20 protein-coding genes are annotated in these 12949 nt (G+C 61.0%); 17 read left to right on the top strand and 3 right to left on the bottom strand.

Going from position 1 to position 12949, the window contains the following annotated elements:
- Nucleotides 1-30 precede the first annotated feature (30 nt).
- Complete coding sequence (locus Q0602_RS11390; protein WP_298843118.1) at nucleotides 31-2328, bottom strand: thrombospondin type-1 domain-containing protein; 2298 nt, start codon at nucleotides 2326-2328, stop codon at nucleotides 31-33.
- Between the two features lie 166 nt (nucleotides 2329-2494).
- Between Q0602_RS11390 and Q0602_RS11385 the strand changes: the two genes are divergently transcribed.
- From Q0602_RS11385 to Q0602_RS11365, 5 genes are all read left to right on the top strand, one after another.
- Entirely contained in the window at nucleotides 2495-3199 is a 705-nt protein-coding gene (locus Q0602_RS11385) for a hypothetical protein (protein ID WP_298843115.1), read from the top strand.
- Between the two features lie 83 nt (nucleotides 3200-3282).
- Nucleotides 3283-3642 (top strand): hypothetical protein, encoded by a 360-nt coding sequence (locus Q0602_RS11380; protein ID WP_298843112.1) that lies wholly within the window; start codon nucleotides 3283-3285, stop codon nucleotides 3640-3642.
- Entirely contained in the window at nucleotides 3639-4013 is a 375-nt protein-coding gene (locus tag Q0602_RS11375) for a hypothetical protein (RefSeq protein WP_298843109.1), read from the top strand. Before Q0602_RS11380 ends, Q0602_RS11375 begins: the two co-directional genes overlap by 4 nt.
- Nucleotides 4014-4076: 63 nt before the next feature.
- A complete protein-coding gene (locus tag Q0602_RS11370) occupies nucleotides 4077-4556 on the top strand; it encodes a hypothetical protein (protein WP_298843106.1) in 480 nt (159 codons plus the stop codon).
- Nucleotides 4557-4568: 12 nt separating this feature from the next.
- Nucleotides 4569-4796: a hypothetical protein gene (locus Q0602_RS11365; protein WP_298843103.1), complete on the top strand. Its 228-nt coding sequence runs from the start codon at nucleotides 4569-4571 to the stop codon at nucleotides 4794-4796.
- 1 nt (nucleotide 4797) lies between these two features.
- Here the strand turns inward: Q0602_RS11365 and Q0602_RS11360 are convergent, their stop codons facing one another.
- The gene (locus tag Q0602_RS11360; protein WP_298843100.1) at nucleotides 4798-5232 is read right to left on the bottom strand and encodes a hypothetical protein; all 435 of its coding nucleotides are present in this window, start codon (nucleotides 5230-5232) and stop codon (nucleotides 4798-4800) included.
- Between the two features lie 203 nt (nucleotides 5233-5435).
- On the opposite strand from Q0602_RS11360, the gene Q0602_RS11355 reads away from it, so the two are divergent.
- The 6 genes from Q0602_RS11355 to Q0602_RS11330 are packed head-to-tail and all read left to right on the top strand — an operon-like array spanning nucleotide 5436 to nucleotide 8829.
- Entirely contained in the window at nucleotides 5436-5711 is a 276-nt protein-coding gene (locus Q0602_RS11355; protein WP_298843097.1) for a hypothetical protein, read from the top strand.
- A gap of 12 nt (nucleotides 5712-5723) precedes the next feature.
- Nucleotides 5724-6389: a PH domain-containing protein gene (locus Q0602_RS11350; RefSeq protein WP_298843093.1), complete on the top strand. Its 666-nt coding sequence runs from the start codon at nucleotides 5724-5726 to the stop codon at nucleotides 6387-6389.
- Nucleotide 6390: 1 nt separating this feature from the next.
- Nucleotides 6391-6666 (top strand): hypothetical protein, encoded by a 276-nt coding sequence (locus tag Q0602_RS11345; protein WP_298843090.1) that lies wholly within the window; start codon nucleotides 6391-6393, stop codon nucleotides 6664-6666.
- A 42-nt stretch (nucleotides 6667-6708) separates the two neighbouring features.
- Nucleotides 6709-7449 (top strand): hypothetical protein, encoded by a 741-nt coding sequence (locus Q0602_RS11340; RefSeq protein WP_298843087.1) that lies wholly within the window; start codon nucleotides 6709-6711, stop codon nucleotides 7447-7449.
- Nucleotides 7450-7463: 14 nt separating this feature from the next.
- Nucleotides 7464-8252 carry a methyltransferase gene (locus Q0602_RS11335; RefSeq protein WP_298843084.1) on the top strand — a complete coding sequence of 263 codons (789 nt, stop codon included), beginning with the start codon at nucleotides 7464-7466 and terminating at the stop codon, nucleotides 8250-8252.
- A 49-nt stretch (nucleotides 8253-8301) separates the two neighbouring features.
- Nucleotides 8302-8829 carry an RNase H family protein gene (locus Q0602_RS11330; RefSeq protein WP_298843081.1) on the top strand — a complete coding sequence of 176 codons (528 nt, stop codon included), beginning with the start codon at nucleotides 8302-8304 and terminating at the stop codon, nucleotides 8827-8829.
- A gap of 45 nt (nucleotides 8830-8874) precedes the next feature.
- Here the strand turns inward: Q0602_RS11330 and Q0602_RS11325 are convergent, their stop codons facing one another.
- Nucleotides 8875-9330, bottom strand: a complete 456-nt coding sequence (locus Q0602_RS11325) for a hypothetical protein (protein WP_298843078.1) — start codon at nucleotides 9328-9330, stop codon at nucleotides 8875-8877.
- Nucleotides 9331-9463: 133 nt separating this feature from the next.
- Between Q0602_RS11325 and Q0602_RS11320 the strand changes: the two genes are divergently transcribed.
- From Q0602_RS11320 to Q0602_RS11295, 6 genes are read left to right on the top strand one after another with little or no spacing between them, the layout of a single operon-like run.
- Nucleotides 9464-10033: a hypothetical protein gene (locus Q0602_RS11320; RefSeq protein WP_298843075.1), complete on the top strand. Its 570-nt coding sequence runs from the start codon at nucleotides 9464-9466 to the stop codon at nucleotides 10031-10033.
- On the top strand, nucleotides 10030-10716 hold the full coding sequence (locus tag Q0602_RS11315) for a hypothetical protein (RefSeq protein ID WP_298843072.1): 687 nt from the start codon (nucleotides 10030-10032) through the stop codon (nucleotides 10714-10716). Before Q0602_RS11320 ends, Q0602_RS11315 begins: the two co-directional genes overlap by 4 nt.
- Nucleotides 10713-11267, top strand: coding sequence for a hypothetical protein (locus Q0602_RS11310; protein WP_298843070.1), 555 nt, complete (start codon nucleotides 10713-10715; stop codon nucleotides 11265-11267). Before Q0602_RS11315 ends, Q0602_RS11310 begins: the two co-directional genes overlap by 4 nt.
- Nucleotides 11258-11848, top strand: a complete 591-nt coding sequence (locus Q0602_RS11305; RefSeq protein WP_298843067.1) for a hypothetical protein — start codon at nucleotides 11258-11260, stop codon at nucleotides 11846-11848. Before Q0602_RS11310 ends, Q0602_RS11305 begins: the two co-directional genes overlap by 10 nt.
- The gene (locus Q0602_RS11300; RefSeq protein ID WP_298843064.1) at nucleotides 11845-12465 is read left to right on the top strand and encodes a hypothetical protein; all 621 of its coding nucleotides are present in this window, start codon (nucleotides 11845-11847) and stop codon (nucleotides 12463-12465) included. Before Q0602_RS11305 ends, Q0602_RS11300 begins: the two co-directional genes overlap by 4 nt.
- Nucleotides 12462-12920 (top strand): hypothetical protein, encoded by a 459-nt coding sequence (locus Q0602_RS11295; RefSeq protein WP_298843061.1) that lies wholly within the window; start codon nucleotides 12462-12464, stop codon nucleotides 12918-12920. Before Q0602_RS11300 ends, Q0602_RS11295 begins: the two co-directional genes overlap by 4 nt.
- Nucleotides 12921-12949: the final 29 nt, after the last annotated feature.

The following is a 12949-nucleotide window of genomic DNA, read 5'->3' as shown; positions in this document are numbered from 1 at the left end:
CCAAACTGTCCTCGACAGATCCGTCAGGCCTCAGTTGTGATTGTTCCATTCCGTCCGGAATACCTGCGAAAAGGAGCCGTCGCCGTTCTTCCTGAAGCAGGCCGTGTCGAATATCTCCCAGCCACCGGCCTGCTCGTTCTCGACTGCGCCGGTCTGCATCGTCACGTAGCACGCACCCGAGGCGGCAGCACACTGATCCACGAACGTCTGCGGTTGCTCAGAAGGATCGTTCACCCAGACGCGGCCACCGTATGTGTTGTATGAAGGATCACTGGCATCGCACGGATTCGTGCTCGCGGTGCAGGAAAGGAATCCTGCATCGAAGTATTCCGGATCAGTGACGTTCGGAAGGCCGTCGGCAGTGCCGTCCGGCGAGATCGAAGTCGCGCCGGCATGGCATTCGAAGTAGTCGTTGTCCTCGCTCCACTCTCCGTATTCGGTGTGAGGCAGGCGCTGCTCCTGCCAGCAGTTTCCTCCTGCATTTATGCAGGCAAGTTCGGAAGTCATTCCCGAGCTCTCTTCACCTGCACCTCTTGGATGACCATTGCTGTAGCGATGGTATTCTCCGGTTGCGATGAGCGTTCCGCCTTCGCAGGTATCACCTGTCACCTGCTTGCTGTAGGCCGTGCAGTGAGGCAGGACCGTCGGGGGAGTCGGCGTCGCGGGAGTGATCGACACTGCATCACGGAGGCAGTCCCTCGCCGGAGAGTCACCGTAAACACACCAGCCGTCCGCACCGAACGTATACTGCTTTCCGTGCACCGTAACCGCGGTCGTCTGATTGGGTGCCGTGCTAACGGATGACGATGCTCCGTAGCACGACGACACGTAGGACGCCGTCGAGCCGTTGTTGACGTAGGACTTCTCCATGCACGTCGCACCGAGAGACGCGCAGTCTGCCGATCTGTCCACATTCGACGAATTCACCAGGCTGGATATGACGTTCGATCCGGAGCAGTATTTCGGACCGGAGCATCCCACAGTGCGCGTCGCGCTCTCGGAGTTCGACGGCCTCAGTTCCGGATTGCACTCATCGTCATCCACCACCGTGTCGTAGCCATTCACGCACGAGACGCTGCGCGAGCGCGTCGCCGCGCCGCAAGTGGCGCTCCACGCGCCCCATTCCTCTGTCGCCCACTCGAAGTTGGTGAGTTCCGGGTCAGGGCACGCACCAAGGTCCGCGATCTCCCTCACCGTGATCACGGTCGCAGTCTGACCTTCGCAGGAGACTCCGGGAGACAGGTTGGTGCAGTAATCCGACACCAGTTGGCTGCATGCAGGATCCGAGAGATTGAGCGCGGTGCCGTCCGACCTCCGGCAATATGCCTGCCTCGTCCTCTGCACGGACCCACAGGTGCCGGAATAGGACGACCAGTTCGAACTCTCCATCGCGATCGTGCAGGCCCTGTAGTCCTGCGTCTGCCTGCTTTCCGCGGGACGGGTCGAAGGATCGCAAGAGAGCTCCTCCTCGGGCACATCACCCGACTGGGCGTTCTGCGCCTCGCAGGTCACCGTGATCGGGATCGTGACCGTCCCGCAGCCCGGAGGAACGGAACCTTCCGATGTCTCCCAATCGGCGACACAGCCCGATGTCTCGGTGCCAGGCCGGACCCACTGCGCAAATCTGATATCGGAAGGCGTCACGCCGTTCGGGCTCACCGGAACGAGGTTCTGGGAGTAGAGCGCGGAATAGGCGTCAACGCTGCAGTTGGAAGGGTCGCTCGGCACACCGTTCACGCGGCACTCGATCGCAGCCGGAGCTGCCGACGGATACGTGCAGGATGCAGGCGTCGAACCCTCGAAACCGAAGATGCGCCAGATACCGTCACCTCCCATCGCGCCCGTGGCCACTCTCTCGGCGCCGACGGACACCAGCACCACCTCGCTCGAAAGCTCGCAGTTCATCGAACCCGGGATGGTCTGGGGACGAGGGCCCGCGACGGCACCCGAACCCGGCATCCCGATGAACGCTCCGCATCGAGCCGAATAGGAGGAGGCATCCTCCAGACACACCGAATCGGGGACGGCGATCATCGCATTCGAGGAGTCCATCGCCTCGCAATGCGCGTTGGCCGGCGCAAGCGAACCCGTGCAGACGGACGAATCGGAGGTATCACTGACCCAGCGCGGACGCGTGAAGTCGCAGGTCTCGGGGCACGGGTTCGAGGGTCCACCGCATGTCGACGGACCGGGAGCGCTGGAGGGCGATGCCGGAGCCTCGAGCGGACGCCGCATCACGATCCTGGATCCGTCCTGCGCCATGGCGGCCGATACATCGAGCATTGCGATGGGAAGGGCCAAGGAGGCCAGAAGGATCTTTGCGCGCATGATTTCCTCTGATTCGATCAGCAGTTTTCAGGATGACACTACTATCTCCATGCCCGACAAGGCAAGGAATATGATGCGGTCTCCGGAGTTGGGAAAAATTTTCGTTCCATCCTAAAACGTCCACGTGCTATCATACGCGAAACACACGCATGCAAGGACGAAGGACATGGAAAACCGGTATATCGAGAACTTCCAGGTTATCGTGGACGAAGCTCATAGCCAGGAGCACAGCGTGCGCTGGAAGGCCGCCGTCTCCGATCTCAGGCGGATCCACCCCAATCTTCCCGATGTGGCTGCAGTGGCCGCGCAAAAGCTGCCCGCCGCCGATCCGGTCATGCTCGCCAATCGTCTTTCGAACACCGCTCCTCGCGAGATAGCCGGTATCGGAAGCGACAAGATGAATGACAGGGAATTCACCCTGGCCGTGCGCAGGACGCACCGCAGCGTCTCCATCCAGGAGGCCGCAAGCCACATCATCGGCGAAAGGGAGGGGGTCGCGAAGGCGAGTGACTTCATGTCGCTGAAGAAGGCCGTCGACGAAGGGAAGCAGAACCAGTCCGGCCTCGTCGCGATCGAGACCCTCAAACGCCAAGGCATCGATGCGCGCAGGATGCTCAAGGACATGACGCCTGCGGAGCTGAAGTCGGTGTCCGTCGGAGCCTTCGATCGCGTCGCGGATGGCAACAAGGACAGACTCACCGCCGCTCTCGAGATCCAGAGCGAGGATCAGGCGCCCGCCCGCGCCCCGGTCGTGAGCGCTCCAGTGATGCGATCGGCGCGTCCCCAGCTCTCCTCGCCTCGCCGTCAGCCCACCTTCGGTCGGCGCATGGAGGCCCATCGCATCGCGGCAGGAGAGGCCATGGCGATGTAGCTGGTGGCCGACCTGTTCAACACCCGTTTGCAAAAGGGGTCTCCGGCATCCTAAAAGGATGGATCAAGGAGGCCCCTTTTTCTATGAAGAGACACATCGCAACCGCTCTGGCCCTGGCAATGATCACATCGCAGCCGGCAGCCGCACAGGCACAGGAGCCCGTCGCCGAGCAGACGAGTCCCGAACCGCTTACACTCGGTGAATGGGCGGACCTGGCACGGAACGAGCGGCAGGCAATGATCCTCGCCGCGGTCGAATCACTGTTCCTCGCGGTGTCAGATCATCCCCAGCATTCCGAGATCATGGACGAGCAGTGCCTCTCGGGGATCACACCCAGGCATGTCGAAAAGGTGATGGTGGAGGTCGCCAAGGAAAGACCCGATCTGCCCTTCGTCGACACCTTCCTGGCTCTCACGGGCTGTTACGGGAGCGCAGCGCAATGAGGATCTCGACCGCCCTCGGGTCCGCGATCCTCGGATCCACTATCCTGCTTGCCCCCTGCGTCCTGCATGCGCAGGAAAGTCCTCAGGAAGTCCTCGACCAGGTGCAGGATGAAACATCGCGCGAGGATTCCGACAGCGGAGTGAAGCCGCCGTTCACCGTCGCCTCCTGGAATTCCATGACCCAGAAGGGCCAGATGTCCTACATCCGGATCACCATCGAGGGTCTTCGCTGGTCTCCCCGATATGCGGCATGCAGAGCTCTCACTCCCGAGCGGCTCATCGATGCGGTAAGACTCGATGCAACGGGCGGCGAGCCCGATGGACCGCTCCTCATGCACGTCGCCAGTGCGGCAGTGAGGCTATGCACCTGACTCGTTTTGAAAAGACGATCAATCATCCTAGAAGAACACATCAATTCCAGGGAAGCCAAGCACATGCCACATCACATCCCCATTCCCGCCTCGGTCAAGCTCGCTCTGAACGGCGTGAACTACGGGAAATTCGACATCTACCCCGAAGCCAAGCGTGGTCCGGACGGTCTCGAGATCGTCGGATGGACGACGAAGGATCGCGACGGTGTCGATCGCAAGCTCTATGACATTCTCGCACAGTCGGTCCTCCCGCGTTCGATCATGAACGCCGTATGCCGCTACACCTTTGAGAGCGACGAGCATCCTTCCGTCGGGGTCGTCTTCGAGGTCGGCGGGGAGAGCTGGATTCTCCATATGCGGGCGATCGAGAAGGAGTGGGAGGTCGTCCACTACGAGATCGAGATCGACGGGGAATGGATGGAGATGATCGACACCTACGTGGGGGATCTCATCCACGAGGATCTCTTCATCTTCGCTGAGAACGAGGTCAGGCCTTCGGCCGATTTCGGCAACGAGGGCGCGGTATACGAAGAAATGAGCTGAGAGGAAAACGGCATGGATGCACAACGTCTCGCGCATCTTTCGGAGATGGCGGACTGCGACGAGGACGTCGCGCTCCAGCTGCAGTCGGAGGTCTACCTCGATCTCCAGCTCGAGGTAGACAGGAACAGGCGCTCCTTCGAGGAATGGATAGAGGAAGAGGGCCGGCGCTACCTCGCCCCCAAGGCGGAGAAGCCCGACAGGGAGGAGATCGACAAGCTCGCCGAGGAGGTCGACTTCTAGGTCACTGGCCGCTGTAGGTCATGTCCACGCCCATCCCGCTGCCCTTCAGGGAGAGGACGCCCTCCCTTGGCATCGCGGCGGAGAAGCTCCGGAATCCACGCAGATCCCTACCGGGTTCATCGAGCGTCCCGGATATGGAATCCTTGCCCAGGACCATGGTCCCCGTGCTCTCCGCTATGATTATGTCCATCTTCGGGCCTCTCTCGCGCAGGGTCATGTTCACGGAACCATCATTCGCGAAATCGACCACGAGATGACGCCTGTCCTGCCCCGGCAGCACTCCGGTGCGGGACTGCCAGCGACCGGCCACCATGCGCATCTGCGAGACTTCCGCCTCGGGCCTCACCAGATCAGCCTCCGAGGCGTCGGTGCCGTTCTCGCTCCCACACGCCGAAGCGAGCATCACGATGCACAAGGGCAGAAGAAATCTTTTCATGACGAACCTTTCCTTCCCCGTATTCTAGGAAGGAAACCGAAAGTCACCAAGCCTCCACAAAAAGGCCGTGCGTGCTTTGGCGCAGGAGAAAAGCAACCTATAACGCCAGCATGAACGAGGCACCAGGAACGACGGCCGCAAGGGCCAGGACAGTGAACGACGGGGTCGGGCACTCCCATACCATCAGCGTCAGCGGAGGAGAGATGATCCTTTCCGACGCCCTCGATCCCACGGTTCAGGTCAGGATGAAGAAGGACGAGGCCGAGATATTCCACGCCTTCCTGTCCGTCTCCCTCAAGATGCCGCATCGATCCGACTTCAGCGAGGATCTGCGCGACGGGAGACGGCTCACCCTCATGGAGCATGGAAGTCCCCATGTCAGGCTGACCGGGGATACCTGGTTCATGGACATCTACCCGCCATCCTGGGAGCCTCTCCTGTGCGAGATATCGCTCGTGCTTCCTCGTATAAGGGACTGACGAATGGAACTGATGGATTTCACGACCGCGGACAGGTCCCAGCTCGAGAGAGTGTGGAAGGCGATCGCCGACGAGATGGGTGACGATCGCTTCTTCACGAGCAAGGAGCTCGACTACCTTCCTCGCATCCTCGACAATCAGGAGCAGGTCCTGGCGTTCTCCTCGGGCCTGCACAAGGGGAACACGTGGCTCATCGTCCTGACGAACGAGCGGGTCATCTTCCTGGACAAGGGCATGCTCTACGGTCTCAAGCAGAGCAGCATCGAACTCGAGCGGGTCAACAACTTCGACAGCGAGAAGGGCCTCATGTTCGGCCGGATATCGATAGGGTCGAATGCCGAGGTCTACGAGATCACGAACGTCTGGAAGAAGACCGTCGATCCCTTCACCAAGAAGCTCCGGGAAGCCGTCAAGGCGAAGCAGAACCGGCAGATCATGAGATCGCCCGGTACGGGCGGTCCCCCTTCCGAAACGGTCCCTCCCGGGATGCCCGAGGGAGAAGAGGACCACGGTCTCGTGGAAGGCGACTACGAGGTGTATACGCCTCCTCAGGAAAGCGGGCCGCTGGCTCTCCATGCGTTTTCCGATCCGGAGCAGGATCAGGCGGGACAGGATCCACCGAGCGCGCCCAAGGGCAATCCCGCGATGCAGAGGCTCGCCAAGGCCGGCTTGGCCTGACATGAACATCTGGGTCGCCGTAGGCGTGATCGTGGTGATACTGGCGCCGCTCATCTGGTTCGCCGGCGGTCTCGTCCTCAAGATGATCTGGCAGTTCTGGACCATGATCTCCAGCCTCGCCATCGGCGTCTACATCCTCTGGGTCAGCGGCATGGATGGCTTCATCGCCTTGCCCGCCTCGATCCTGACCGGGATTCTCGCCACCTGGCTGTGGCAACGCACGCGGCTCTTCCTGCGTGTCGACGACCGTCTCGGACGGATCGTCTTCTTCGACTGACGGTCCACCAGACCACCCATTCCAACAATCAGGAGAAATACGATGGCCTACGCCGTCTGCATGCGCGCGCGTGTGCTCAACCTCGAGCACTGGAGGGACAACTCCCTCACCGGGACACTCGAAATCCAGGGCTCAGAATACGAGTTCAAGACCCGGGGCCACATAGCCAAGGCCATCAATGCGCAATACCGGGACGTGTCCTGGAAGCCGCAGGAGGGAGAGGAAGTCATCCTCGATGGCGATGTGAGCGGGAGCCGCGTCATCATGGACCATGTCGAGCCTTGGCGTCCCCAGGACTTCAGGATCCTCGAACGACATGAGGACCTGCAACGAAGGTTCGTCACCGAGGCTCCTCGATTTCCCACCATGACGAAGATCATGCGGCAGGACGTCCATGATGACGGGGGCACCGAAATCCGGGTCATCAGGTGGATGAAGGCAGCCCAGGCGACCCAGGGCCGGCGCATGATGGCCACGATCGTCTCCGCCATCATCGCGGAAGACGAGATGCGGTTCGCGATGAGAAATCGCTCAGGAGCAGCGATGCTGCCCTTCGACAAGGTCGCGGTGCTGCCTCTCCTCGCCGGAGGACTCGGCATACCCTTCCTGACACTGGATGCACCCGCGCCCACACCCGCACGAAAGCCCGCGATCGTCGCCGGGGACCCGAACAAATGGCGCCCCGGCGTCGACTACAGACCCGAAGGCATGCCCGAGCGCGATCCCTTCGATGACCTCGCCCCCATCACGGGCCCCGTCGTCTACGATGACATCCCCTTCTGACGGAGAACACCCTCATGAAGCTCACCAGGACACAGAGAAACTCCCACGCGACCGCCGAACGCATCCTTGGAAGCGGCAACGCCCATCATGTCGACGAGCGGCGCGCCGTCATCGACGGATGGCACGAGGGTGCGGCACACAACAATGCCGCCAACAGCGCATTCTTCACGCCATGGGACATCGGCTTCCACCTCGCTCTCAACGTTCCGCAGGGCGGAAAGCTGCTCGACCTATGCTCGGGCATCGGAGGACTCACCGCCGCCGTACTGGACCACGGCCAGACGTTCGATGAGATCGTCCTGCTGGAGCTGAACCCCGACTATTGCGAAGTGGCCCGGAAGATCCTTCCCATGGCCGAGGTCATCTGCGGATCCATCTACGATGACGTCCTGCTGAGGGAGCTCACCAGTCGCGGGTTCCGCACGGTCATCTCCAACCCTCCCTTCGGCAACGTCTCGAAACCGAAAGGAGCGTCAGGACCGCGGTTCAAGGGCGAGGCCCATTACGAGGCCATCGACATGGTCAGCGACATCGCGGACTACGGCGTCTTCATCCTTCCCCAGCAGGCCTGTCCTTTCGCCTACTCGGGCCGGCAGGGATTCACCCGTATCGAAAACGAGCGCTACGATCGGTTCAGCAAGGCCACCGGCGTCGAACTCGAACTGGGCGTCGCGACGGATACGACCGTGCTCACGCCCTTCCGCTCGACGACCATCACGGTCGAGATCGTGATGGCCGACTTCAGCGAAGCCAGACAGAGAAGGCAGGAGGCACAGGGAGAACTCTTCGGAATCGCCGCATGATCCTAAATCTCCCCTACGCCGAGGGGGATTTTCTTCCTACAATGGCGACGTGAACGTCACAATCTTCAGCGACGCCTCCATCTGCCCCGGAACAATGGCCGGAGGATGGGCAGGATGGATCAAGAGCGATCGCGGAGTCCTCGAGATCGATGGCGCTTTCAAGGCGAAGCTGCTCGACACGACGATCGCGGAGGCGATGGCGGCTCTCAACTGCATCTGCTATGCCATCGCGCAGGACATGATCCAGGAAGGTGACGTCGTCGTCCTCGCCACGGACAACGACAATGTCATGAACGTCCTCACGGGGCAAGCGCGTCGCAAGTTCAGGCGCAAGGACGCCAAGAAGCGTGGATGGACAATGAAGGAGCTCCGCCTCTACGTGAAGCAGAGCAACGAACACATCGACAAGATATCGTCGATCTTCGACCGTAAGATTACGCAGACCGGTTTCGATCTCAGATGGAACCACGTCAAGGCCCATCGCGGGAAGATAGACAGGCGAGCAGCCGTCAATCACGGTTGCGACACGAGAGCCAGGCAGGCCATGAAGAAAGCTCGCAAGCTGGCAAGAAAATAGGCCGACCACCGAGGTGGCCGGCCTATTCCGATAATCACCGGTCCGTCAGCCTCCGGCGCGCTTGTTCTCCGCCTTTCGGAACACGACGATCAGCTTGAGCGCCTGGGTCAGCCCCTTCTCGTCGAGACCCGCCTGATCGGCGTAGCCACGCCAGTCATCCCACGAGAGCGTCTGACCCTGCATGATCGCAACCTGCGGCATGACGGAGAGCAGGCGACGGAAATCCGCCATCCAATCCCCCTGCAGCTCGTCCTTAACCATGAGATACATGGCCTTCTCCTTGGGCTTGCTCAACAGCTTCTCGATCACCTCGGCATTCTGCGAGTTCGGATCGAAGATCGCCGCGGCGTCCTCGATCCTCTTGAGGTTCAACGGCTGTCGCATCGAGGAGATGCTGCGGGCGAGCGACTCCCCGGTCTCGCCAGCCTTGATGAGCTGACGCTCCGCGAACCTCTGTTCCTTCTTGGCCCGCTGCGCCGCCATCTTCGCCTTCAGACTCATCTGTGATTTCCCTTCATTGCCGGAATTCTTTTCCGTGTCCCTTTTAGGATGGAAAACACCGCTACGACAAACGTGCGGTTAGGCCTTCTCTGGACGGGGTTAATGCATAAGCATTTTTGAAAGGAAAAAGAGCATGAAAAGCCTCGTCACCATCAAGAGCATCCTGCCTCTCCTCGGGACCCTGCAGGCCGGAGGCGTCTTCTCCAATCCCGCCGCGATCGTCGCCGAGGGATGGACCACCCAGTTGGGAGCCGCCGCGATCGAGGACGGTATCGATCTGTCGGACATGCTCTCGCAGTTCGACGAGATCACCAAGGCCACCGACTTCGAGACGCAGCAGGATGCTATGGCCACCGCATCGGCCATGCTCAACCAGCTGCTCGATGACATCCCGGCCGGCAACGTCCCTGTCTTCGTCGCGCCTCCGGAGGGCTTCCGCACCGTGCGTCTGCGGCTCGCAAGCAGCATCATCGGGAACATGGACGCATTCCGCCCCGAGCGCGCTGCCATGGAAAAGATGCTCAAGGACGCCGCGCTCCTCTCCACTCTCTCCCAGAGCGAACCGGAACAGGAAGGCGTCGACATCGTGAACGTGGCCGGCCTGGTGCACGATCTCGTCGATCGGAGCCAGGACGCTCCATACAACAGGCGTCTGGCCCTCCTGCGTCAGGCCCGCTCCACCATCGAAAGGATCGCTGCATGAACTGCATGACCGAGATCAAGACCGAAGGACCCTGGCCCCGTTTCACGGGGCTGGACGTCCGTCTGGTTCCCGACTGGATCGCAGCCAGTGTGGATGAGCTCACGGCCGCACACGGCGCCAAGATCAGGTCGGTCTACGTGGATCTCTACGCCCGCTACTACTACGACGACAATTCGAACATCGATCCTCGCGGCCACGCCGGCATCTCGCCGGTGGATCACCAGGACAGCGTCTCGGAGGACGAACTCGACCATGTTCCCGCCATGCGGCGCCTGGAACGACGTGCGGTGGATGTGTGGGACTTCGCCCCCTTCGACGCGGACGACGAAGGCAACACGACCGGTGAATTCAACTATCACTTCACTCGTGACGGCTTCGCCTATGAATGGAACCGTTCGGAGTTCACCGACGAGGCGGACTACGAAGCCCACGCCGTCATGGTCGACGGAGCCTGGGAATACGAGGAGCGCATCATCCTCTACGACTTCGAGGTGAGCGAGACCGTCCTGGCAATGGACGACACGGCGGAGATCATGCAGCAGATCTCCGCGGATTCCATGGGTCTCAAGACGATGCCCGACGTGACGCGCCTGACGCATCTCTACGAGCCCGACGATGACCGTCTGACCATCATCGCCAAGGGTGGCGGTCTGTTCGAACATCACGAGTCGAGCGTCGTATGACCTCGGTCGATCTCGAAGAGCTCCTCAGGGAGATCGGTGAGGAGAACGGCACGCAGATCGAGGAGATCGATCTGCGTCCGGACGAAGACGGAGGCTGGGACATAAGCATCAAGGCGGATGGCAATCCCTTCTCCTCGGAGGACTTCGGAGAGAGGGAGGGACAGGAAATTCTCGTCCCCCTGCGAGGCCGTGACTGCAAATATCACAGCGCCCGACTCGGTTCTGCCGAATCGAGCAAGTGGGAATTCGGAAAAGGCATCCCCGACGGCTGGCAGGCCGAATGGTGCTCGGCGGTGGAGGGGTATGACGAATACACAGATTCACCGGACACGCACAGGATAACCGCCTGGCTGGGCCCCGCAGATCTCTCGGAAGGGCCTCGCAGTGCGATACGGGCAGAGTTCGAGCAGCATCTGGCATCGGAGGCGTCCGGCGACCTGTTCCTCGTCCTGCGTCAACTCGACCACATACGACAGCCAATGGTCTCCCATCAGAAGGAGGCTCTCAAGGAATACGTCTCCGCAATAATGAGGAAGATAGCATGCCTCTGAACGCAAAGCAGATCGAAGACATCCTTCCCGGATTCATGGAATACGAACCCGAGGACATAGAGATCGAGGACCTGCAGATCCTCGATTCCAACAGGGTCAAGGCCTCCATCACCATCCAGGGTTCGCCACGCGACGAGGGCGAGCTCTTCGTGAGCGGTGATTCCTCGCTCGACATCTCCTTCGTGACGGGGAATTCCACCTCCGACAACGCCCCCACGGATACCGTATTCCGCACCGGGATCGTGATCGAGAAGCAGGACATGCATGAGAACCCGCATCTCGAGGACCTTCCTCATGACATGATCACGATCATGCTGTCCGGCAATCTCTCCGCCCCGGAATACTGCGACGATGAGAGCGATGGATACCTCAGTGGCATCATCTACATCGAGGCCGGATCAAGCGGCTGGGCGGAGGAGGAGAGCCGGAAGGACTGCATCCGCGACATCGAGTCCGCAGTCGAGGACATGGTCAGGACCACCAGTAACCAGGTCCGGACCCTTCGCGCCCTCGGACATCGCGAACCCGTGGCGCGTGATTCGATCACCGATCTGGTCAGGCACTGCCTGAAGGCGGCATGAGTCTCCGTCGGGTCCTCCATCCGTGGTTCGACACTCCCGAAGTCCATGCCCTGCGCGCTTCATGCATCTCCCAGGAAGCGGACTACATCAGTCACGAGCGCGGAGAAACGAGAGCCTGGAATTCCGTGAGGCTCGAACTCCATCCCGGTCAGCAGCTGCCCTGGATAACCGGTCCCTCCATAAGGAGGACGGACCCGGATCTGACCCGCCAGAACGACAGCATGATGCAGGATCTCCTGGATGCCAAGGGAATCGAGGAGGGGTTCCTCCGCGGTGTCGACCACTTCTGCCTGACCATCGGGAGGGATTCCCTCTGTATCAGCTATCATGTCGGAAGGGACAGGTTCAGGGTCAGCAGCGAGACGCGGGACCCGAAAGCAGATCCGGTCTCCTGGCTGACCGGGGGCGGGATCCATCTCGAGGCAGTTCCGCGCATCACCGCGACCGAGGAGGCCGAGATCGGCGGACGCCGGGCACATCTCCTCGAGCAATTCGAAACACGAGCCATCCGCAGGACCCTCCTCTCCTATGATCTAGACGAAGAGAGGGACCTGACGACCGCGATGGACGGACTCGATTTCACCCATTTCCAGTTCAATATGGAGCACACCCGATGAACGACATCGTAGACAAGGTCCGCAAGGCACTGTCCGAGGACCTCGCCGCCACCCAAGGAGAGGATCTGGTCGAATGGAACGACGAGACTCCCGGCGTCGCTCTGTCAGCCCTGTCCCGCGCCCAGGGCCTCCCTATCAAGGGATGGGGGATGAGGATCGACGAACAGAGCCTGGCCCAGGCTCTCATTCCCACAGGAATCGGGCATGTCGTCATCGACCTCGAGCAGGACCCCTTCTTCGAGACGCAGCATCGTTCGATCAGGATCGATTCCGAGACGGACAGGGCGATCGCACAGTCCGATGCCGAATACGCGCTCGAACTCATGTGGCCGGACGAGGCTCCAGACGCCATGCGACTGCTCGCGAAGATCGGAATGGAGATTGTTCCGGCGATCAGCGACTACGGCAACGCCGGGAATCTGACCTACTCGCGCAACGAGATGAGGCCCCTCTAGTTCGGAGGGAGAAGAGAACGATCCTCCCG

This window comes from uncultured Salinicola sp., assembly GCF_937921195.1.
Classification (GTDB): domain Bacteria; phylum Pseudomonadota; class Gammaproteobacteria; order Pseudomonadales; family Halomonadaceae; genus Salinicola.
This window is presented reverse-complemented; position numbering and strand designations above follow the sequence as displayed.

Coding starts and splice junctions, on each gene's coding strand:
- Q0602_RS11360 (WP_298843100.1), bottom strand. CDS start 5,232: ATGAAAAGATTTCTTCTGCCCTTGTGCATCGTGATGCTCGCTTCGGCG.
- Q0602_RS11345 (WP_298843090.1), top strand. CDS start 6,391: ATGAACATCTGGGTCGCCGTAGGCGTGATCGTGGTGATACTGGCGCCG.
- Q0602_RS11320 (WP_298843075.1), top strand. CDS start 9,464: ATGAAAAGCCTCGTCACCATCAAGAGCATCCTGCCTCTCCTCGGGACC.
- Q0602_RS11365 (WP_298843103.1), top strand. CDS start 4,569: ATGGATGCACAACGTCTCGCGCATCTTTCGGAGATGGCGGACTGCGAC.
- Q0602_RS11380 (WP_298843112.1), top strand. CDS start 3,283: ATGAAGAGACACATCGCAACCGCTCTGGCCCTGGCAATGATCACATCG.
- Q0602_RS11295 (WP_298843061.1), top strand. CDS start 12,462: ATGAACGACATCGTAGACAAGGTCCGCAAGGCACTGTCCGAGGACCTC.
- Q0602_RS11335 (WP_298843084.1), top strand. CDS start 7,464: ATGAAGCTCACCAGGACACAGAGAAACTCCCACGCGACCGCCGAACGC.
- Q0602_RS11305 (WP_298843067.1), top strand. CDS start 11,258: ATGCCTCTGAACGCAAAGCAGATCGAAGACATCCTTCCCGGATTCATG.
- Q0602_RS11325 (WP_298843078.1), bottom strand. CDS start 9,330: ATGAGTCTGAAGGCGAAGATGGCGGCGCAGCGGGCCAAGAAGGAACAG.
- Q0602_RS11375 (WP_298843109.1), top strand. CDS start 3,639: ATGAGGATCTCGACCGCCCTCGGGTCCGCGATCCTCGGATCCACTATC.
- Q0602_RS11350 (WP_298843093.1), top strand. CDS start 5,724: ATGGATTTCACGACCGCGGACAGGTCCCAGCTCGAGAGAGTGTGGAAG.
- Q0602_RS11385 (WP_298843115.1), top strand. CDS start 2,495: ATGGAAAACCGGTATATCGAGAACTTCCAGGTTATCGTGGACGAAGCT.
- Q0602_RS11340 (WP_298843087.1), top strand. CDS start 6,709: ATGGCCTACGCCGTCTGCATGCGCGCGCGTGTGCTCAACCTCGAGCAC.
- Q0602_RS11355 (WP_298843097.1), top strand. CDS start 5,436: ATGATCCTTTCCGACGCCCTCGATCCCACGGTTCAGGTCAGGATGAAG.
- Q0602_RS11370 (WP_298843106.1), top strand. CDS start 4,077: ATGCCACATCACATCCCCATTCCCGCCTCGGTCAAGCTCGCTCTGAAC.
- Q0602_RS11315 (WP_298843072.1), top strand. CDS start 10,030: ATGAACTGCATGACCGAGATCAAGACCGAAGGACCCTGGCCCCGTTTC.
- Q0602_RS11310 (WP_298843070.1), top strand. CDS start 10,713: ATGACCTCGGTCGATCTCGAAGAGCTCCTCAGGGAGATCGGTGAGGAG.
- Q0602_RS11300 (WP_298843064.1), top strand. CDS start 11,845: ATGAGTCTCCGTCGGGTCCTCCATCCGTGGTTCGACACTCCCGAAGTC.
- Q0602_RS11390 (WP_298843118.1), bottom strand. CDS start 2,328: ATGCGCGCAAAGATCCTTCTGGCCTCCTTGGCCCTTCCCATCGCAATG.